20 protein-coding genes are annotated in these 19,706 nt (G+C 66.2%); 15 read left to right on the forward strand and 5 right to left on the reverse strand.

What is annotated here, in order from left to right:
• Positions 1-6 precede the first annotated feature (6 nt).
• The 8 genes from FVF75_RS03915 (at position 7) to FVF75_RS03950 (ending at position 7,903) form a co-directional block, all read left to right on the forward strand.
• A complete protein-coding gene (locus FVF75_RS03915) occupies positions 7-1,014 on the forward strand; it encodes an ABC transporter permease (protein WP_148376420.1) in 1,008 nt (335 codons plus the stop codon).
• A gap of 5 nt (positions 1,015-1,019) precedes the next feature.
• Positions 1,020-1,919 carry an ABC transporter permease gene (locus FVF75_RS03920; protein ID WP_148376421.1) on the forward strand — a complete coding sequence of 300 codons (900 nt, stop codon included), beginning with the start codon at positions 1,020-1,022 and terminating at the stop codon, positions 1,917-1,919.
• Positions 1,916-2,926, forward strand: coding sequence for an ABC transporter ATP-binding protein (locus FVF75_RS03925; protein WP_148376422.1), 1,011 nt, complete (start codon positions 1,916-1,918; stop codon positions 2,924-2,926). The genes FVF75_RS03920 and FVF75_RS03925 overlap by 4 nt, the downstream gene beginning before the upstream one ends.
• Positions 2,923-3,954, forward strand: coding sequence for an ABC transporter ATP-binding protein (locus FVF75_RS03930; protein WP_148376423.1), 1,032 nt, complete (start codon positions 2,923-2,925; stop codon positions 3,952-3,954). Before FVF75_RS03925 ends, FVF75_RS03930 begins: the two co-directional genes overlap by 4 nt.
• Positions 3,951-5,030: a C45 family autoproteolytic acyltransferase/hydrolase gene (locus FVF75_RS03935; RefSeq protein WP_148376424.1), complete on the forward strand. Its 1,080-nt coding sequence runs from the start codon at positions 3,951-3,953 to the stop codon at positions 5,028-5,030. Before FVF75_RS03930 ends, FVF75_RS03935 begins: the two co-directional genes overlap by 4 nt.
• A gap of 25 nt (positions 5,031-5,055) precedes the next feature.
• Positions 5,056-6,051 carry a sigma-54 interaction domain-containing protein gene (locus FVF75_RS03940; protein ID WP_148376425.1) on the forward strand — a complete coding sequence of 332 codons (996 nt, stop codon included), beginning with the start codon at positions 5,056-5,058 and terminating at the stop codon, positions 6,049-6,051.
• A 147-nt stretch (positions 6,052-6,198) separates the two neighbouring features.
• Positions 6,199-7,587 carry an acyclic terpene utilization AtuA family protein gene (locus FVF75_RS03945; RefSeq protein WP_148376426.1) on the forward strand — a complete coding sequence of 463 codons (1,389 nt, stop codon included), beginning with the start codon at positions 6,199-6,201 and terminating at the stop codon, positions 7,585-7,587.
• Positions 7,577-7,903 (forward strand): DUF4387 domain-containing protein, encoded by a 327-nt coding sequence (locus tag FVF75_RS03950; RefSeq protein ID WP_148376427.1) that lies wholly within the window; start codon positions 7,577-7,579, stop codon positions 7,901-7,903. The genes FVF75_RS03945 and FVF75_RS03950 overlap by 11 nt, the downstream gene beginning before the upstream one ends.
• 88 nt (positions 7,904-7,991) lie before the next feature.
• Here FVF75_RS03950 and FVF75_RS03955 read toward each other — a convergent pair whose 3' ends face one another.
• The 5 genes from FVF75_RS03955 to FVF75_RS03975 form a co-directional block, all read right to left on the reverse strand.
• Positions 7,992-8,558, reverse strand: coding sequence for a hypothetical protein (locus tag FVF75_RS03955; protein ID WP_148376428.1), 567 nt, complete (start codon positions 8,556-8,558; stop codon positions 7,992-7,994).
• Positions 8,559-8,589: 31 nt separating this feature from the next.
• A complete protein-coding gene (locus FVF75_RS03960; protein ID WP_148376429.1) occupies positions 8,590-9,108 on the reverse strand; it encodes a hypothetical protein in 519 nt (172 codons plus the stop codon).
• Between the two features lie 255 nt (positions 9,109-9,363).
• A complete protein-coding gene (locus FVF75_RS03965; protein WP_148376430.1) occupies positions 9,364-10,317 on the reverse strand; it encodes a response regulator in 954 nt (317 codons plus the stop codon).
• Positions 10,314-11,648, reverse strand: a complete 1,335-nt coding sequence (locus FVF75_RS03970) for a sensor histidine kinase (RefSeq protein WP_187392964.1) — start codon at positions 11,646-11,648, stop codon at positions 10,314-10,316. The genes FVF75_RS03965 and FVF75_RS03970 overlap by 4 nt, the downstream gene beginning before the upstream one ends.
• Positions 11,645-12,136: a putative pterin-binding protein gene (locus tag FVF75_RS03975; RefSeq protein ID WP_246137987.1), complete on the reverse strand. Its 492-nt coding sequence runs from the start codon at positions 12,134-12,136 to the stop codon at positions 11,645-11,647. Before FVF75_RS03975 ends, FVF75_RS03970 begins: the two co-directional genes overlap by 4 nt.
• A gap of 490 nt (positions 12,137-12,626) precedes the next feature.
• On the opposite strand from FVF75_RS03975, the gene FVF75_RS03980 reads away from it, so the two are divergent.
• The 7 genes from FVF75_RS03980 to FVF75_RS04010 all read left to right on the forward strand — a co-directional run bounded on the left by FVF75_RS03980 (position 12,627) and on the right by FVF75_RS04010 (position 19,667).
• Positions 12,627-13,097: a hypothetical protein gene (locus FVF75_RS03980; RefSeq protein ID WP_222861187.1), complete on the forward strand. Its 471-nt coding sequence runs from the start codon at positions 12,627-12,629 to the stop codon at positions 13,095-13,097.
• Entirely contained in the window at positions 13,094-13,591 is a 498-nt protein-coding gene (locus FVF75_RS03985) for a hypothetical protein (RefSeq protein WP_148376433.1), read from the forward strand. The genes FVF75_RS03980 and FVF75_RS03985 overlap by 4 nt, the downstream gene beginning before the upstream one ends.
• Before the next feature lie 27 nt (positions 13,592-13,618).
• A complete protein-coding gene (locus FVF75_RS03990; protein ID WP_148376434.1) occupies positions 13,619-14,134 on the forward strand; it encodes a hypothetical protein in 516 nt (171 codons plus the stop codon).
• Positions 14,135-14,737: 603 nt separating this feature from the next.
• Complete coding sequence (locus tag FVF75_RS03995) at positions 14,738-16,000, forward strand: imelysin family protein (protein WP_148376435.1); 1,263 nt, start codon at positions 14,738-14,740, stop codon at positions 15,998-16,000.
• Between the two features lie 52 nt (positions 16,001-16,052).
• The gene (locus FVF75_RS04000) at positions 16,053-17,609 is read left to right on the forward strand and encodes a di-heme oxidoreductase family protein (protein WP_148376436.1); all 1,557 of its coding nucleotides are present in this window, start codon (positions 16,053-16,055) and stop codon (positions 17,607-17,609) included.
• Positions 17,606-18,592, forward strand: a complete 987-nt coding sequence (locus FVF75_RS04005) for an imelysin family protein (protein ID WP_148376437.1) — start codon at positions 17,606-17,608, stop codon at positions 18,590-18,592. The genes FVF75_RS04000 and FVF75_RS04005 overlap by 4 nt, the downstream gene beginning before the upstream one ends.
• A gap of 4 nt (positions 18,593-18,596) precedes the next feature.
• Positions 18,597-19,667: a DUF1513 domain-containing protein gene (locus FVF75_RS04010; protein WP_148376438.1), complete on the forward strand. Its 1,071-nt coding sequence runs from the start codon at positions 18,597-18,599 to the stop codon at positions 19,665-19,667.
• Positions 19,668-19,706: the final 39 nt, after the last annotated feature.

Raw genomic sequence — 19,706 nt, forward strand, 5'->3', positions numbered from 1 at the left:
CCACGTATGTCATTGGCAAGGTTTGTCGAACGCCTGCTGCAACTCATCCCGGTACTGCTTGGGGTCAGCGTGATCGTATTCGCCATGATCACGCTGACGCCCGGCGACCCTGTGCAGATCATGATCGGGGATCAGATCGTGACCCCGGAACAGGAAGCGGCGATGCGCCGCGACCTCGGGCTTGACCGCCCCATTCACGAACGCTTCTTCGCCTTCCTGGGCAACGCGGTGCAGGGCGATTTCGGGCAGAGTTTCTACCATCGCCGCCCCGTCATCGACGTGATCAAGGAACGCCTGCCCGCCACCATCGAACTGAGCCTGGTGGCCCTGATCATCGCGCTGGTGACGGCCATTCCGCTGGGCGTTCTGGCCGCAATCAAGCGCAACTCATTCCTGGACCGGCTGGCGACGGTCGGCTCGCTTCTGGGGGTCTCGCTGCCGGGGTTCTGGTTCGGCATCCTGCTGATCATGCTGTTCGCCGTGCATCTGCAGATCCTGCCGGTGTCCGGGCGCATCGGGTATGCCAGCGAGATCGAACCGATCACCCATCTGCTGCTGATCGACACCTTGCTGCGCGGGCGGGTCGATGCCTTCTTCGATGCGCTGTCGCATATCATTATGCCGGCGATCACGCTGGGCCTGCCGATGACCGCGATCCTGATGCGGGTGACGCGGACCTCGATGCTGGAAGTGATGCGGCAGGACTATATCACCTTCGCCGAGGCCAAGGGGCTGTCGCGTCAGAAGGTGCTGTTTCGCCACGCGCTCAAGAACGCGCTCATTCCGACCGTGTCGGTCGCGGCGATCGAGACGGGGTCGCTGCTGGGCGGCAACATGATCGTCGAGACCGTGTTCGGCTGGCCCGGTCTGGGGCGGCTGGTGGTCGAAAGCATCTTCGTGCGCAACTACCCGCTCGTGCAGGCGGCGGTGCTGTTCTACGCGGTGACCTACGTGATGCTGAATTTCTTTGCCGACATCCTCTACACCATCCTCAATCCGAGGGTGAAGCTGTGAGCGCAATGCCGGATACCGATACCAAGGCCAGCACCGGCCCGGTGCAAGAGACGATCTTTCGCCGCAACATGCGCAATTTCGTTGGCAACCGGCTTGCCTTCGGCAGCGCCTTGGTCGTCCTGATCTTCATCTTCCTCGCGATCTTCGCGCCGCTGGTGGCGCCGCACGATCCGGCCGAGACGGATCTCTTTCGCAGGCTCCAGCCCCCGGCCTGGATGCCGGGCGGCGAGTGGAGCTATCTGCTGGGCTGCGATGCGCTCGGCCGCGATATCCTGACCCGCATCATCTACGGCGCGCGGATCTCCATCTTCATCGGCGCCGCCGTGGTCCTGGTGGCCACGACGATCGGGATCATTGCCGGCCTGGCCGCGGGCTACCTGCGCGGCTGGGTCGACATGGTGATTTCGCGGGTGGTCGATATCCTGCTCGGGTTTCCCTACCTGATCTTCGCCATCGGGCTGATGGCGATGATGGGGCCAGGCCTGATCAACATCATCATCGCGCTGGTCTACAAGGAGTGGGTCATTCCCTGCCGGGTGGTGCGCGGCGAAACGCTGGTGACGCGCGAGCTTGAATATGTCGAGGCCGCCCGCGCCCTGGGTGCTTCGGGGCGGCACATCATGCTGCGGGAAATCCTGCCCAACATCCTGTCGCCGGTGATCGTGGTTTCCACCATCCGCATGGCGCATGTGATCATCCTCGAGGCCAGCCTGAGCTTTCTCGGGCTTGGCGTTCAGCCCCCGACCGCGTCCTGGGGCGCGATGGTGTCGGACGGGCGCGCATTCATCCTTCAGGCCTGGTGGGTCAGCACCTTCCCCGGCATCGCCATCCTGCTTCTGGTGCTGGCGATCAACGTGGCCAGCCAGGGTCTGCGCGATGCCTTCGATCCGAGGTTCCACGAATGAGCGCACCGACTGACAAGACCCTGTTGCAGGTCGAAGGGCTGCGCACCGTGTTCGAGACGCGCGACGGCACCGTTTGCGCGGTCGACGGCGTGGACGTGATCGTGGAGCGCGGCGAATGCCTGGGCGTGGTCGGGGAATCCGGCTCCGGCAAGAGCGTGACGTTCAACTCGGTGATGGGGTTGGTGCGGTCGCCGGGGCGTATCGAGGCCGGGCGCATCATGTTCGAAGGGCGTGACCTGCGCGCGCTCAACCAGACCGAGATGCGTGCGGTCCGGGGCCGCGATATCGCGATGACCATGCAGGACGCGATGACCGCCCTCAACCCGGCGCTGACGGTCGGTGAACAGATCGCCGAGATGCTGGAGGCGCACGACAAGGGCCTGCCGTCGGGCCGCAACGCCCGGCGACGCGCGATCCGGGCGCATTCGGTCAAGATGCTCGGCCTCGTCGGCATCGCCTCACCCGAGACGCGGCTTGGCCAGTATCCGCACGAGTTTTCCGGCGGGATGCGGCAACGCATCATGATCGCCATCGCGCTGGCCTCGATGCCCAAGCTCCTGATCGCGGACGAACCCACCACGGCGCTCGACGTGACCATCCAGGCGCAGGTTCTCGAGCTTATCACCGATACCCGCGCGAAACTTGGGATGAGCGTCGTTCTCATCACCCACGACCTTGGCGTGGTGGCCGAGCATTGCGACCGCGTGATGGTCATGTATGCGGGCCAGGTGGTCGAGCAGGGCCGGACCGCGGACGTGATCATGCGCCCGAAACACCCCTATACCAAGGGGCTGCTCGGCTCGCTTCCGCGTCTGTCGCTGCGCGGCCAGCGGATCGAGCCGATCGAGGGGCAGGTGCCCGAACTGATCGACCTGCCGGCCCAGTGCCGTTTCTATTCGCGCTGCCGCGAGCGGGGACCGGAATGCCTGAAAAACATCGAAATGCGCGACGCGGGCAACGGGCAAACGGCGCGCTGCGTCCGGGTCCAGAAGGAGCTGGCAACATGACCGCCAACAGGGATTCCGGGCCGCTGCTGTCGGTCGAAGGGGTGTCGAAAACCTATCGCAGCGGACGACGCCTTGCCGACCGTCTGACCGGGCGGCCGGAAACCTTCGTCCAGGCCGTGAACAACGTGAGTTTCGGGATCGAGCGTGGCGAAATCATGGGGCTGATCGGGGAAAGCGGTTGCGGGAAATCGACCCTCGGCCGGACGATCCTGCGCCTGCATGAACCGACCGCGGGCCGGGTCACCTTTGACGGGACCGACCTTGGCGCGCTGCCGGATGCGGAGATGAAGGCGATGCGGCGGCGCATGCAGATCATCTTTCAGGATCCCTACGCCTCGCTCAACCCGCGCCGCACGGTGGCCGAGATCGTGGGTCTGCCGCTGCAACTGCACGGGCTGGCGACGGGTCGCGGCGCGTTGCGGGAAAAGACCGCCGAGATCCTCGAAAAGGTCGGGCTGAAGTCGATGCACCTCGACCGCTATCCGCACCAGTTCTCGGGCGGTCAGCGCCAGCGGATCGGGATCGCGCGGGCGCTGGTCAGCCACCCCGAATTCATCGTCTGCGATGAGCCGGTGTCGGCGCTCGATGTCTCGATCCAGGCCCAGATCATCCAGCTTCTGACCGATCTCAAGCAGGAGATGGGGCTGACCTACCTGTTCATTTCCCACGACATTTCAGTCATCGGCTATCTCAGCGACCGGGTGGCGGTGATGTATCTGGGCGAGATCGTCGAGCTTGGCAGCGTCGAGACGGTGCTGGCGAACCCGCGCCATCCCTATACCCAAAGCCTGATGTCCGCCGTGCCGGAAGTCGACCGGCCAGGCCACCGCAGCCGGGTCCGGCTGACCGGTGACCTGCCGTCGCCGCTGGCCCCGCCACCGGGCTGCAAGTTCCACACCCGCTGTCCGCTGGCCATCGACATCTGCCGCCAGAAAGCCCCGGTGGCCGAAAGCGTCGGGCCGGGCCACACCGCGGCCTGTCACCGGCTGCATGAAAACCTGTCGCTTCTGGAGCAGGAAGCGTCATGACGGCGCGCAAGGCAGGGCCGGGCGATGTGCTGAACCTTGCGGGCGACCCGTTCACGCGGGGCGCATCGCAGGCGATCGGCGCGCCGGTCGAAGAGGTGCGCGCCACCCTTGCCCAACGGCTGTCGATCGCCAATGAGGCGGGCGCGTTCGGGGCAGGCGCGCAGGACTACCTCGACGACCAGCGCCGCTTTGCCGAGCGTCATTGCCCGAACGCACTGGCCGAGGTTGCCGGTATCGCGGAAGGCTTCGGCATTCCAGAACACGAGGTTTTCGCGCATCTCTATATCGGCACCCTGACCGATCTGGCACATGCCGCGGCGACCGAGGAAGACGGGTGCAGCGCATGGGCCACCGCAGACGGGCCTGACGGGCCGCTGGTGGTCAAGAACCGCGATTTCTCGGGGCGGCACGCCGGTATCCAGCGGGTGTTTCGCCATGAAGGCCCGGACCTCGATCATGGCCCGATGCTGTGTCTTGGCAGCCTCGGCGCGCCCAGCGCCTATTCCAGCGGCATGAACGCCGCCGGTCTTGCCGTTGTCGATACCCAGGTCGGCGTGCGCCATCATGCGACCGGCTGGCTGCGCTACTTCCTGATGACCGAATTGCTTTCGAAAACGGCGACCGTGGCGGATGCGCTGACCCTGATCCGCGAGGTGCCGCACGCGGGCGGCGGAACCCTGGTTCTCGGCGACCGCAGCGGCGCGGTGGCGGCGGTGGAACTGGGCGCATCCGCGGTGGCCATTGAGCTTGCCCCGCTGGTCTGCCGCACCAACCATTTCACCACCACGGCGCTGGCCCCCGACACCCGGCGCGACACCGAGGACCGGATCGACGCCAACTCCGCCGGACGCCGCACCGTGCTGGACGCGGCCCTGCCCGGCGCGGTCTGGAGCATCGACGCGGCCACGCGCCTGATGGCCCGTCACGAAGGGGCCGGACCACTGTGCCAGCATGGCGCCGAAGGCCAGTCCCGGACCATCGCCTCGGTGGTGTATTGCTGTCGGGACGCACACCTGTATGCTTGTCTGAGCAATCCATGTTCCGGCACCTGGCTGCGTTTTGCCCTCGGCGCCTGACAAGGAACGTGCCATGAGACAGGCGATGGCAGATTATTCACAAGACCTGGTCGGTGACCACGAAAGCATGCACAACCTGCGCGATCTGATCCATCGCGTGGCGCGCAGCCCTGCCCGCACCGTTCTGATCTATGGCGAGACCGGCACCGGCAAGGGGCTTGCCGCGCGCACCATCCACAAGCTTTCCAGCCGTGCGAAAAAGGAATTCGCCGACATCAACTGCGCCGCGATCCCGTCGACCCTGATGGAGTCCGAGTTGTTCGGGCACGAGAAGGGCGCCTTCACCGGCGCGGTGGAGCGCAAGCTGGGTCTGGTGGAGGCGGCGAACGGCGGCACGATCTTTCTCGACGAGATCCGCGAGATGGACACCACGTTGCAGGCCAAGCTGCTGAGCCTGCTCGACTCGCATGAATTCCGCCGCGTCGGCGCGGTGCGGCCCACACGGGTCGATGTGCGGTTCATCGCGGCCACCAACAAGGTGCTGCTGTCAGAGGTCCGCGCCCGGAATTTCCGCGAAGACCTCTACTACCGGCTTCAGGTCGTGGCCCTCAACATCCCGCCGCTGCGCGAACGCGGTGAGGACATCCTGCTCCTGGCAGAGCATTTCATCAACAAATACAACACCCTCTATGATCGCCATATCCGGGGCATCAACCCGGAGGCGCGCAAGATCCTGCTGCAGTATCCGTGGCCCGGGAACGTGCGCGAACTAGAAAACCTGCTCGAACGCATCTTCATCCTCGAAGAGGATGACGAGGTGTTGCCCAGCCATATGCCCGACCGCATCCTGCGCACCGTCCGGGCCGGCGCGCTTTCGGTTCCGGCCCCCGACACCGACGACCCGGTCGAGGGTATTCCGGCGGCCGGTTTCCATGACGCGACCGCCGAGTTCCAGCGCGGATTGATCCGTCAGGCGCTGGCCGCCTCGCGCGACAATCTCCAGGACGCGGCCGCGCTCCTGCAGATCAGCCGTCACGCGCTTCGCCACCAGATGATCAAGCTCGGGATGCGCGGCGCGTGAAACCCGCGATCCGCCACGTGAGACACACGCAAGCCCCCGAACACATCCCGCAAAGTGACGCCTTTCCAGTGGGTTGATGGCCCCCGGTCAATTGGCACGCTTCCTGCATGAAGAAGGTGAGGCGTTACAAGGAAGTTGGAGACCGTCATGAAGTCACTCAAGATCATATGTCCGAACGGGCACCTCGGTTTCGCGCCGCTCAAACGCGACAGCTTTCTGCTCGGGGTGGCGGAAAAGCCGGACTATATCGCGGCGGATTCCGGCAGCGACGATATCGGCCCGGTCCCGCTGGGCAGCGACACCTGCGCCAGCCCGAAGGCCTGGCAGCGTCAGGATCTCGAGGAAATGCTGCTGGCGGCGCGCAAGCTCGGGGTGCCGATGCTGATCGGGTCGGCCGGGGATACCGGCTCCAATTCGCGGGTGGACATGTATGTGGAGATGATCCGCGACATCGCCCGGCAACACGGGCTGGGCAGCTTTCGCATCGGCTGGTTCTACTCCGAACTCGACAAGGAACTGGTCCGCGCCAAGATCCGTTCGGGCTCGGTGATCGAGGGGCTGGACGCGCGCGAGGCGCTCACCGAGGCCGAGCTTGACGGCACCACGCGCATCGTTGCGATGGCAGGCGTGCATCCGTTTCGCGCGTTGCTGGAACAGGACTGCGATGTCATCATCGGCGGGCGCTCGTCCGACAGCGCGATCTTCGCCGCCTGCGCGCTGCATCACGGTTTCCCCGAGGCGCAGTCCTACTACCTGGGCAAGGTGCTCGAATGCGCGTCGTTCTGCGCCGAACCTTACGGCGCCAAGGAGACGGTTCTGGGCGAGATCACCGACGAGTGGGTCGAGGTCACGGCCATGCATCCGGGTCAGCGCTGCACCATCGCCTCGGTTGCGGGTCATGCCATGTATGAACGCTCCAACCCCTTCCACGAATACGTCGCGGGCGGGTTGCTCGACATGACCGATTGCCACTACGAACAGGTATCGGAAAAGACCACCCGCGTGACCGGGATGAAGTTCATCCCGGCCGAACAGCTGCGGGTCAAGCTGGAAGGGTCGGGGCGGATCGGCGAGCGTTTCGTCGGCATGGCCGGCATCCGCGACCCCTATACCATCGCCAACGTGGATGCGGTCATCGACTGGGCCAAGGCCCAGGTGCACGAGCAGTTCGGACCGGACGGGTGGGAGCTGCATTTCAACGTCTTCGGACGCGACGGGATCATGGGCGCGCTGGAGCCGATGCGCGACCGCCCGGCGCATGAACTGCTGGTCGTGGTGCAGGGGGTCGCGCCCACCCGCGAGATGGCCGAGGAGGTTGCGATGATCGGCACGCGGCAGCTTTTCTATGCCCGCCTGCCCGACGTGAAAGGCACCGCCGGCGGCGTGTCCTTCGTCTTTGACGAGGTCTTGCCGGCAAGCCCCGCGCATAAATGGACGGTCAATCACACGATGGCGATCGACCAGCCGCTAGAACTGTTCCCGCTGCACACGGCCGAAATCGGCGCTAAAGTCCCGGAGACAACCCATGCCCGTTAAGAAGCTCTCAGACCTCGCCAAGACGATCCGCAGCAAGAACGCCGGAACCGACAAGATCACCTTCGACGTGATCTTCCGCGAGCCGGATACCTATGAGTTGGTCAAACGCTCCGGCGCGCTCAGCCGCACGTCGGTCGCGGGCATTCTGAGGATCGACCCGGCGCGGATCACCGATTTCGTGGAATACGATCCGGCCTATGCGATCAAGTTCACCATCCTGCGCGACCGGCCCAGCGGCAGCCCCGGCGACGGCGACATTTTCGGAGCCCAGCAATACGCGCCCTTCCTCGACCTCGAAATCGACACGACGGCGTAACGGCGCGAGTAGGCGTCGACGTTGGAAAAGGCCCCGAGCCTCATTGCCATTCCAACGCCGAAACGCGGTTCGTCGACGAGCGACGCGCTCATCGCCCGGCGAGGCGCATCCAGACGGTTCGGCGCGCCTCGATCGGCGTGCCCTGGACGACCGAGTCGATCTCCATGATTCCGTAGAGCGTCGACCAGTCCATCGCCATCATGCGATAGGTGAACTCCATCGGCACGCCATCCATCACCGCCGTCGACGTGCCGACCAGCCGCGGCAGGTCGAGTTGAGGACACCCCGCCACCATCGCGACATCATCCGGCGTCATCAAGGGGTCCGGAATGGCGGGGTTGTCGATGTCCACCGTCCAGCGCGGTTCATCTGCCAGGCGCAGGACCAGCGGTGCCTGCGCCTCGGGATGGGTCGCCTGCAGCGTGTCGCCCAGTTGAAAGATCGTGATGGTCTCGACCTCGCCATCGCCGGGGAACGGCAGGACCATGCCGTTGAACAAGGCATAGCCGGCCTGGTGCTCGATCAGCCACTCACCGGTGAAAATCTCCTGTATCTTCGCCCAGTCGGCCGCACTGGAGGTGCCGCAGATCGGTGGGTCCTCGGCAAGGGCCGGGCCTGCCAGGGCCATGCCTATCGTCAACAGCATCCGTTTCATGTCATCCTCCCGTTGCGGCCGTTCGACGGCGTCATCTCTCGATAAAGAACGGCGTGTCGAAGCGGCCCTCGACCGGGCGGCAGTTGCCCGGATCGGCTTCGGCGCCTAGGCCGTCCGCGAAACACAAAAGGCCGCTGAAATTGCCGACGGCGTGGCCCTCGTCGCCGTCGATGGTCAGCGTCGTGAACGTCAGGTCCAGCGCTTCCGGCGCACCCTCGGACAGCCAGAATTGCATGTTTCCATCCGGCGAATAGGTAACGCTTGCCGACACGGCCACGGTGTCCGGGCCGGGCGTGTGCGACATGAACGTGGCGTCGATCACGAAATTGGCGTCGCCGCTCATCAAGCTGAGATTCGAGAAATTGCCAACGGTCAGAAGCATGAACGCCGTCGGCGATACCTCGTCGCCGTTCGTCACGATGACCGTCGGCTTTTCGATGACCTCGTCGGCGAATACGATTTCGATGGTGCCGATTTCCTCGATCTCCCACGCGTGGGCCGGCAGGGCGAGGGCAATGAAGACGGCGAACGGGAATGCGAATGGTTTCATCATGCTTCCTTTGCGGTGTGGGATTGGTTCGGGGTCATTGGCTGCCGGCGGCGGCCAGCCGGAAGACGCCAGTGTCTGACACCTCCGCCAGACCTTTGGCGGTGCGCGCTCTCGGAGTTTCGGCGTATGCGGCGGGAACGGTAACGGACAGGCAGGCTGCGAGCGGTCGGGTTGCGTTTTTCATGGCCGGTGTCTCGATTGAGGGTGGTCGGTTGTCGAAGAACGGTGTTTCAGGGACGGCTGTCATGGATCTGCTCACGCCATCGGCATCGACAGGATCAGCGCCACCAGATCGGCCTGGCGGCGGGTTCCGGTCTTGTCGAAGATGTTGCGCAGATGGAACGCGACGGTGGTGGATGACACCCCCATCCGCGCCGCGACCTGGTCGCGACGCAATCCTTCGGCAACGAAGCGTGCGACACTGGCCTCGGTCGGAGTCAGGTCGAAAAGCTGCCGCAGGGTGTCAGCATCGAGCGCCTCCTGGTGTTCAGGATCGCTGAGCGTGAGCATCGCGGCGGCGCCGTCGCGCGCCGGGCCCGACGCCAGCGGTCGGCCCAGCACCATCACGCGGCGCACGCCCGCCTCCAGCCACAATGCCGCACCGGTGCCCGAACCCGAAGCAATCCGGGCCGTCAGTGCGGCCAACTTGCGCCCATCCTCGCCCTCGGCGGTCATACGCGATCCAAGGCTGATGCCGGTGCGCTTCGCCAACTCTCGGGCGGCGCGATTGGCATGACGCACGCACCCCTCCGCGTCCAGCAGCACGACCCCGACGGTCAACTGGTCGAGCGCCGCGCTGCCCGCCCCGATTTCGTCGGCCGACCGAAGACGGGCCACCTGGTCCAGACGCGCCGAGATCAGCGCGCGCAGAAGGTCGTAGTCGATGGGCTTCGTGAGGTAATCGTCCGCGCCCGCCTTGCGCCCTTCGATCATCTGTTCGCGTGACGACAGGGCCGTCAGGAATACGAAGGGTATGTGGTTCAGGTCCGTCCGGGCCGTCCGCAGATGCGCCAGCAGCGCGTGGCCGTCCATCCCCGGCATGACGATATCGCACAGGATCAGATCGGGCCGCCGACGATCGAGCCGGTCGAGCGCCTCGGAGGCATCGCTTGCCGCGATCACCTCGTAGCCCGCCTCGCCCAGTTCGGCGGCGATGTCGTCGCGCAGCGAAGGTTCGTCCTCGATGCACAGGATCAGGGGGGGCGTCATGCCGCCACCTTGCCCGGCAGGGTCAACCGCGCGACCAGCCCGCCACCCTCGCGCGGCTTGAGCGTCAGGTCGCCGCCCTGAAGACGTGCGAGATGACGCGCCAGCGGCAGCCCGAGGCCGGACCCCGGAAGATCCCGATGCCGTGCGCCGCGCGCGAAATTGTCGAAGGCGCTGGCCAGTTCCTCGTCCGTCATGCCGGGCCCCTGGTCGCACACGTCGCAGATGGCCAGATCGCCGCTGTGCATCGGCCGCACGTCGATCTCGCTCTCCGGCGGCGAGTAGAGCAAGGCGTTGCCGAGCAGGTTCGCCAGGATCTCGCCGGTGAGAACGGGATCGCAAATGGCGGTGACACGACTGTTGCCAGGGCGCAGGGTCACCCGGCCGGTTCGCTGCTCCTTGCCGGCGGACTGCATCTCTTCGATGGCCGCGGTCGCGATCCTGTCCAGATCATGACAACCGAGTTTCGGCGCAACGGCGCCGCGATCGACCCGCGCCATCAGCAGGGCGGTGTCGGTCAAACGGACCAGACGCGCCACCGCCTCGCGCGAAACCTCCGCCTTGGTGCGGATCACCTCGGGGGTGGGCGGATTGCCGGGCCGGGTCAGCCGATGCATCGCGCTGTCGATCACCGCAAGCGGCGTGCGCACCTGATGCGCGATCAGGTCGGTGAGGCGCCGATAGCCCTCGGATGCCGTGCGCTCGCGGTTCAGGTCGCGTTGCAGACGGTCGGCGCGCAGCAGGTCAACGCGGGCCCGCGTCAGACGTCGTTCGCGGTCGATGAGCAACGCGGCCAGCGCCGCACCCGCGATCAGGGCGCCCACGATGGCCGCCAGGGCAAGCAGATGCAGTTGGCCGAGCCGGTCCAGACGCTCGGACTGCAACTGCCATTCGCGCGTCATCACCCGGCTGGCCTTGCCGCGCAGCACGGTCGAAAGCGCCGCGACATGTTCGGCAAGCACCGCCCTGTCGCCATCCTCGGCCGGATCGAGTGCAAGCAGACGTTCGCGCCAGCCGGTCAGCCCCTCGGCCAGACCGGCCTGCTGAAGAAACCTCCATTGCGGGCCGTCACGCAGAAGGTTCAGCCGCGAAACCAGAAGATCGACGCGCAACTGCACCTCGGCGGGGTCCGCGTCGTTCGACAGGGCAACGGCAAGGTTCAGCGCCTCGATCTGGGTCTGGCCGAAGGTCCAGGTCATGTTCTCGGTCGCCGAGATCTGCATCTGCCGTTCGATCCGAACGATGTTGGCCGCCGCAACCACCAGCAGGCCCAGGCAGACCACGATCAGCGCGCTGAGGCCGCCGTATCGCAAGGGTCCGGCAAGCCGCGTCATTGCACGTGCAGCGCGGTCAACTGCCAGACCCATCGCATATCATAGCGGATATCGGCCAGCACGCCGTGATCGTCGCGCGGATAGACGATCCAGACCGGCCCCTTGTCGCGCGGGGTCAGAGCGGCGCCGTCCATGTAGAGCGCCGCGAGCACATCGAAGTTCCGAAAGTCGTCGATCGGAATGTCGATGATGTAGTCGTTCAGCGCCTGCGCGGTCACGGTGTCGCCGCTGGCCTCGGCACGGGCAAGGATGTCGCGCATCAAGACGCCCCGAAATCGCGGCTGGCCATCGGTCACGGTCGTCGAGGTCGAGATCTCGTGCCAGTCCATCGCATCGAGATCGGCGCGCGTGATCATGACCTGCCCGTCCCTCACCGCACCGGTCAGCGTCAGCAGAACCTCGTCTGCCATCGCCCTGGATGCCCCCAGCACCAGCGTCGCCGCCAAGACCAAACGCAGCAGGCGTTCCATGACTCTCATCAACTGCATTCCGCGGGAAACCTTCACTGACGTGAAGACTAGCATGCGAAAAACCGCTTCGCCCACTCCAAACGAACGGGGCGGACCATGCGCCGCGCATCTAGGCTGAACCCGCGAAGGAGGAGAGGAGGCTCAAGACATCCATGCATCGTCGCACGCGCTCCAGGGGGTGCTGCGCCGGCCGGACGAGACCGGCGGCTTCAAGCGGCCCGACCGACGACTTGGCCGGGCAAGATCCTCTCAGCAATTGCCGTGACGCTGATTTCGGCAACCCCGACCTTCGCAAGCGAACCGCCCAACCCGGTCAGCGTCGAAGTGCCCGCGCCGCGGTTTTCAGGGCACTTCGCCAGCGGCAGCCACGAGCAGCTATTGCCGCGGTAAGGGCGAGAATGTGGAACATGCGCCCCCCTGCGATCTGCTTCAACACCGATCCCGGTGCGCCATGACGCTGGCCGACCTTTTTTCCGACCCCCTGCGCGTCGTGCATGACAGCGACACCGTGTTCGAGATCGAGAATCGCCCGGTGCGCCGCGCCGCCATCACGTCGGGCGGCATCCTGCTTGCCGCCGCGATGGGCCTCGCGGCGATCGCCGACGGGGCAATCGGAACCGGTGCCCTGGTTCTGGCCGTGACCGCGTTGATCGGCTGGATGATCCTTGGGGAAACCGTGCAGATGACACAACTGCGCCTCGATCGCCCCGCCGGCGAGGCGCGGGTGCGCGTCACCGGCCTGCGCCGACGCGAGGCGCGGAGCGTGCCGCTGTCAAAGCTCGAACGGGCCGAACCGCGCACCCGCTACGGCAAGAACTCCAGCCGCGAAAAAGTCGAGCTCTACCTTGTCGGACCCGATGGCGACACCACGGGCGAAACGCTGATCCCGATGGGCCGCGCCGACCCCGAGGACATCGTCCGCATGGCCGGCCTCATCAACGCGTGGCTCAACCGCACAGATCGCAAAGGGCAGCCATGACCACCAGCACCAACACCCCGGACCGGCTTGAAATCGAACTCGCCATTCCAGCCTTCATCCGGTGGTTCATGATGGTGCCGGTCATTCCGATCACGCTGATCGGGCTTGCCAACCTCATCGGCGGCGAGATCCTGACCGCGCTGATCCTGCTGCTGGGGCTCAACGGGGCGTTCTTTCTTGGCTACGCCGCGATTTCCGCACGAACGACCCTGGTCCTGGACAAGGAGGCCGGGCTGGTCACGGTCAGCCGGGACTCGCGTTTTGGCAGCCGGGCGGACCGATACCCCTTGGACGCGCTCGACAGCGCCGAACTGGATCGCAGCCACACCTCCGCCGAAAGCCGCACGACCTCGAAGGTGGTGCTGGTGTTTCGCAACACCCGCCCGGCAACGCGAATACCCCTGTCAAGCTGGGGCGTGTCGGGCGCCGGCCCGGGCCAGATCGCCGACGAAATCAACGACTGGCTGCGGCGCAACCTGCCTCCGTCCGTATAGAACCCGCATTTCAACGAGTGAGCGACTATGACCATAAAGTCCCTGCTACTGTGCACAACTCTGGCCACCTGCGGCCTCGCCACCGCTGGCCTTGCACAAGCCACGAACGAGTTGATCGTGACCATCGCGGACGACGAGCGGACCTTGACCGTATCGGAAGAGATCGAATGGAACGGCGTCGAAAGACAACCCTATGTCTGGATTGATGCCAGCGCCGTCGACGATGAGACCAACGAGGTCCTGAATGTCGCGCTGACGTTCGGCGCCGCCGACTGGAAAGCGAGCGAGCCGGAAATGACGGTCTGGATCGTCAGGGGCGGCGAGGTGTTGAAACAACTCGCGGCCTATGAGGAAGAGGCTCGCGGCGGGTTGTCCGTCACCATCGACAGTCATGCGCTGGACGGCACATCGCTGAGCCTGACCGGCACCTTCGAAGGAACGCTGGGCATCCCCGGCCCGAAAAGCCAGGGGCGCCCGGTCGATCTGTCGCAAGGTGTTCCGGTGACGGGCTCCTTCAACGTCACGCTTGACGCATCGGAATGAATCCCATGCCGACGGCGCTGGCGGACCAGTTCGAACGCCGTTCCGCTTCGACAGGGGTGCTGCTTCCGACGCATTGAGTTGACCGCGCCCTTCGGCGAAAGCGGCGGCGCGTTCTGCTAGAGGGTGGTCGCGCCGGACAGGCGCGCCCGCTTCTTCTGTTGCAGGCAAGCGACCGTCGGGGCTTAGCGGTTGATCGCCAAACCGTCCGACCCGCATCAACCGCCCTAGAACCAGACCCCCCGCCTGAAATGCAGGGGGCAGCACTCGGATTCCGGGTCAGCCGCTCGGGCCCTGAACCTATGGCCTAGTGTTTTTGTCAACTACCCCCGTTGACATATCCGACTCATTAAGTCAGCTTTATTCCTGCCATCCCGGCCACCCCTGCGGGCCGCCTGGATGTCGTCAGCCCAGGGAGGTGCCCGCATGTCGGCCAAGATCGCCCCGCGCAGAACGCCGCCAAGATCGCGGTGGGCGAACTCTCTTGCGGCGACAGGTGGCCAGCGCGTTTCCCCGATCGCATCGCGCGCCACCCCGGGCCGCGCGCCCGAGCCGATCCGTCCCGCCGAACAAGCCCGTAACAGACACTGAGAGGAAGACCACACGATGCGACTTACCCTGCCGGCAGCCCTTGCCACGACGGCACTGACCGCACTCCCCGCCTTCGCCGTCGAGACATCGGAGGTTCTGGGGACATATGCCGACATCGCCGAGGCGAAATACGAGGATAGCCTGATCGCGGCGCGCACCCTCGGCGACGCCGTCGCCGCCCTTATCGAAGCGCCCTCCGCCGAGAATCTGCAGGCAGCCCGCACGGCGTGGCTCGCGGCGCGCGTGCCCTACCAGCAAACCGAGGTCTACCGTTTCGGCAATCCAATCGTGGACGACTGGGAGGGTCGGGTGAACGCCTGGCCGCTGGACGAGGGGCTGATCGACTATGTCGACGGTGCCTATGGCGGCCCGACCGACGAGAACGAGCTGGCGGCGCTGAACGTGATCGCCAACCCGACCTTCACGCTGTCGGGTATCGAGATCGACGCCTCCGACATCACCCCCGCGCTGCTGCAGGACACGCTGCACGAGGTCGACGGGATCGAGGCGAACGTCGCCACCGGCTATCACGCCATCGAATTCCTGCTCTGGGGGCAGGATCTGAACGGCCATGGCGACGGCGCGGGCGACCGTCCCTGGACGGATTATGCCGAAGGGGATGCCTGCACCGGTGGCAATTGCGACCGGCGCGCGGATTACCTCGCCGCGGCCACGCAGCTTCTGGTGTCCGATCTCGAATGGATGGCGGCACAGTGGGCCGAGGGCGGCGCCGCCCGTGCCGAGGTGCTGGCCGACGAAGGCCGCGGGCTCTCCGCAATCCTGACCGGCATGGGCTCGCTCTCCTATGGCGAGCAGGCGGGCGAGCGGATGCGGCTTGGGCTGATGCTGAATGACCCCGAGGAAGAGCATGATTGTTTCTCGGACAACACCCACAACAGCCATTACTACGACGGGCTGGGGATTCGGAACGTGTATCTCGGCGAGTATACGCGCATCGACGGATCGCTCGTCTCGGGGCCGTCGCTGGCCGATCTTGTCGCCGAGGGCAATCCGGCGCTGGACTCCGAGATGCGGCAGCGCCTGATGGAGACAATGATGGCGCTCGGGCGGATCAAGACCGCCGCCGAGGCGGGCTTCGCCTATGACGAGATGCTCGCGCGCGGCAACGAGGCCGGCGAGCGGCTGATCATGGGCGGGGTGGACGCGCTGATCGCGCAGACCCGGTCGATCGAGCGGATCGTCGCGGCGCTCGATCTGGGTGGGATTGACTTCGAGGGCTCCGACAGCCTCGACGACCCCTCTGCCGTGTTCCAGTGAAACAGGCTGCGGCGCGCGGTGATGCCGCGCCCCGCAGGGAGCCATGAGACCGATGAATCGCAAACCGCACGCCCTGCTGCCCGTGGTGGCCGTCCTTGCTCTTCCGGCCCTTGTGCTGGCCCAACAGGCGACGCAACCGCCGTGGGCGGGGCTTGGGGACGTGCACCTAGACGTTGTCCCGCGAACCGAGGCCGAGCGCGAACGGATCGCCGCCGTGACCGCGCTGCCCACCGATTTCTCGGCGCCATGGAATTTCGAGGAAAACGCCGGCGGTGCGCAGACCGTGCGGGCGCGCGGAACCGCGGATGCCTTTTCGCAACCCGCGGCCAACCTGACTTTCGAACAGGAACTGGACTTCCGGGTCGGAAACGGGATGTTCCGCCGGATCTGGGTGTCGGCGCCCGCCTCGACCATCGCCTCGGACGGGCTCGGGCCGCTCTACAACGCCCGGTCCTGCCAACGCTGCCATCTGAAGGACGGCCGCGGCCACCCGCCCGAAGGGCCGGACGACACCGCCGTCTCGATGTTCCTGCGGGTTTCCATCCCGGCGCCGGATGTCGAAGAGATCCAACGCTACATCGCCGGCACCCACGCCACCGCGCCCGACCCCACCTATGGAACGCAGTTGCAGGACTTCAGCCTGCCGGGTCATGCACCCGAATATCGGTTGCAGATCGACTATGAGGAAATCGGGGTGCCGCTGTCGGGGGGCGAGGTCGCGGCGTTGCGCCGCCCGGCCTATACCGCTGCCGACCTCGGTTACGGCCCGCTGCATCCCGACGCCATGCTGTCGCCGCGCATCGCCCCGCAGATGATCGGAATGGGGCTTCTGGAGGCGATCCCGTCCGAGGATATCCTCGCCTGGGCCGACCCCGATGACGCCGACGGCGACGGCATCTCCGGCACGCCGCAGATCGTCTGGTCTGACGTCTACGACCGGCCCATGCTCGGCCGTTTCGGGCACAAGGCGGGCAATCCGACCGTGCTGGAACAGACCGCGAGCGCATTTGCCGGCGATATCGGCATTTCCAACCCGATCCACACGGCAGGTTCGGGCGAATGCACCGACGCGCAGACCGATTGCACCGCCGCGCTCGACGGCGCGGACGCGGAACACGGCGGGTTCGAGATCGACCAGGTCGGCCTCGACCTCGTGACCTTCTACAGCCGGACACTTGCGGTGCCCGCCCGGCGCGATGTCGACGCGCCCGAGGTTCTGCGCGGGCGCCAGGTGTTTTTCGACACCGGCTGCGCGTCCTGTCACCGGCCCAACTATGTCACGCACCGTCTGGAGGGGGACGATCCCGCCAGCTTTCAGTTGATATGGCCCTACAGCGATATGCTGCTGCACGACATGGGCCCGGGTCTCGCCGACAACCGCCGGGAGGGACGCGCGGATGGCCAGGAATGGCGCACCGCGCCGCTCTGGGGCATCGGGATGACTGAGACGGTCTCGGGGCACACCTATTTTCTTCATGACGGCCGCGCGCGTTCGTTGCTCGAGGCGGTGCTCTGGCATGCCGGCGAGGCGCAGGCCGCGCGCGACACCGTCGTCGAGATGCCGCCCGAAGACCGCGCCGCCCTGATCCGCTTTCTGGAGAGCCTATGAAACTGTTGTCCGCCCTCGCCCTGATCCTCGGTCTCGCGACGCCAACCCTTGCCGGTGTCGACGAGGCGCTTGACGACCACATCCTTCCGGGCTTCACGGCCTTCGCCGCGGCGACCGAGACACTGGCGCAGGCGGCCCGCAACGATTGCCGCGCCGAGGCGTTGCGGCCCGCGTTCCAGGCCGCCTTCGACGCCTGGATGCCGGTGGCCGATCTGCGGCTCGGGCCATCCGAGACCGGCGCGCTCTCGATCGCGTTTTGGCCCGACCCGCGCGGTTTCACGCAACGGACGCTGTCACGCCTCGTCGCCGAGGACGATCCGATCACGAGCGATGTTGAGGGCTATGCCGAGGTCTCCATCGCCGCGCGGGGATTGTTCGCGCTGGAGATGCTGCTCTTCGACCCGGAATTCGCGGGCTACCCGGCGGGCAGCACCGCCTGCGAACTTGCCGCCACCATCGCGGCCGACCTCGACCGACAGGCCGATGCCCTTGCGCAGGCCTGGCGCGATCGCTTCGCGGACGTTCTCAGGACGGCGGGCGAGGCCACGAACGCCACCTACCTGACCGAGGACGAAGCGGTCCGGGCCATCTACACGCAGATCCTGTCGAGCCTCGCGTTCACCGCGGAAAAGCGGCTCGGCGGGCCAATGGGCAGCTTCGACCGCCCCCGCCCGGCCCGCGCCGAAGCGCGGCGGTCCGGGCGCAGCCTGCGCAACGCGGTCCTGGCCGCCGAGGCGGCCCGAGACCTCGCCGCCGCGCTTGCCGATTGGAAACTGCCCGAGACAGACGCGGCGCTGGAGCGCGTCAAGGATGCCGCCGCCCGGATCGAGGATTCATCGTTTCAGGACGTGACGGACCCGCAGGCCCGTCTGCGCATCGAAGTGCTGCAACAGGCAGTCCAATCCCTCAGTGCGGCGATCCAGGCCGAGATCGGCGCGCGGCTCGACATCTCGCAGGGCTTCAACTCTCAGGACGGAGATTGAGAACATGACCACAAGGCGCGGTTTCATCGCCTCTCTGCTCGCGGCGGGCGCCGCGCCGCGGCTGGGCTGGGCGGCGGCCGGCAGCCCGTCGTTTCTCGCGGCTGCCCGCGAACCGGACGGGAGTTTTTCTCTCCATGGCCTCGACACCGACGGGGTATCGACCTTCCGCGTCCCCCTGCCCGCGCGCGGTCACGCCGGAGCCGGCCACCCTCATCGCGCAGAGGCCGTCGCCTTCGCGCGCCGTCCCGGGGCCTATGCCCTGGTGGTGGATTGCGCGCGGGGTGACGTGCTGCACCGGCTCTCGCCACCGGAAGGCCGCCAGTTCAACGGACATGGCGTCTTTTCCGCCGATGGAACGGCACTGTTCACCAGCGAACAGCGCAGCGACACCAGCGAAGGGGTCGTTGGCGTCTGGGACACCGGGGCGGGCTACAACCGGTATGACGAATTCCCGAGCGGCGGGATCGGTCCCCATGACCTGCGCCTGATGCCGGGTGGCGAAACGCTGGTAATCGCGAATGGCGGCATCGCCACCGATCCAACCGACCGCCGCAAACTGAACCTGCCCACCATGCGACCGAACCTGGCCTATCTTTCGCTGTCCGGGTCGATCCGGGACCTGGTCGAACTGGAATGCGATCTGCGGCAGAACTCGATACGGCACCTTGCGGTGCGGCACGATGGCCTCGTTGCCTTCGCGATGCAGTGGGAGGGTGAACCGGGCGCCGCAACACCGTTACTGGGTCTTCACCGGATGGGTGAGGCCCCCATCCTGGCACAAGCACCCCTTGCCGACGAACTCGCGATGCAAGGCTATGCCGGCAGCGTCGCTTTCAGCGGTGACGGTCGCGAGGTCGCCATCACCTCGCCGCGTGGCGGCCGCTTGCACCGGTTCGCGGACGATGGCGCGTTCCTGGAGGCCCTGTCCCGCGCGGATATCTGTGGCCTCGCACCACTCGGGCACGGATACCTCACAAGCGACGGGCTGGGCGGGCTCATTTCGATCGGTGCGGATGGACCGCATCCCCTTGCGCGCCTGGAATGCGCTTGGGACAATCATATCGTTTCGCTCTGACGTACGGCGGCCGCCAGATCGGCGCGGGAACCGGGACGA

Origin of the sequence: Maritimibacter fusiformis (assembly GCF_008086115.1) — a bacterium.
Lineage (GTDB): Bacteria > Pseudomonadota > Alphaproteobacteria > Rhodobacterales > Rhodobacteraceae > Muriiphilus > Muriiphilus fusiformis.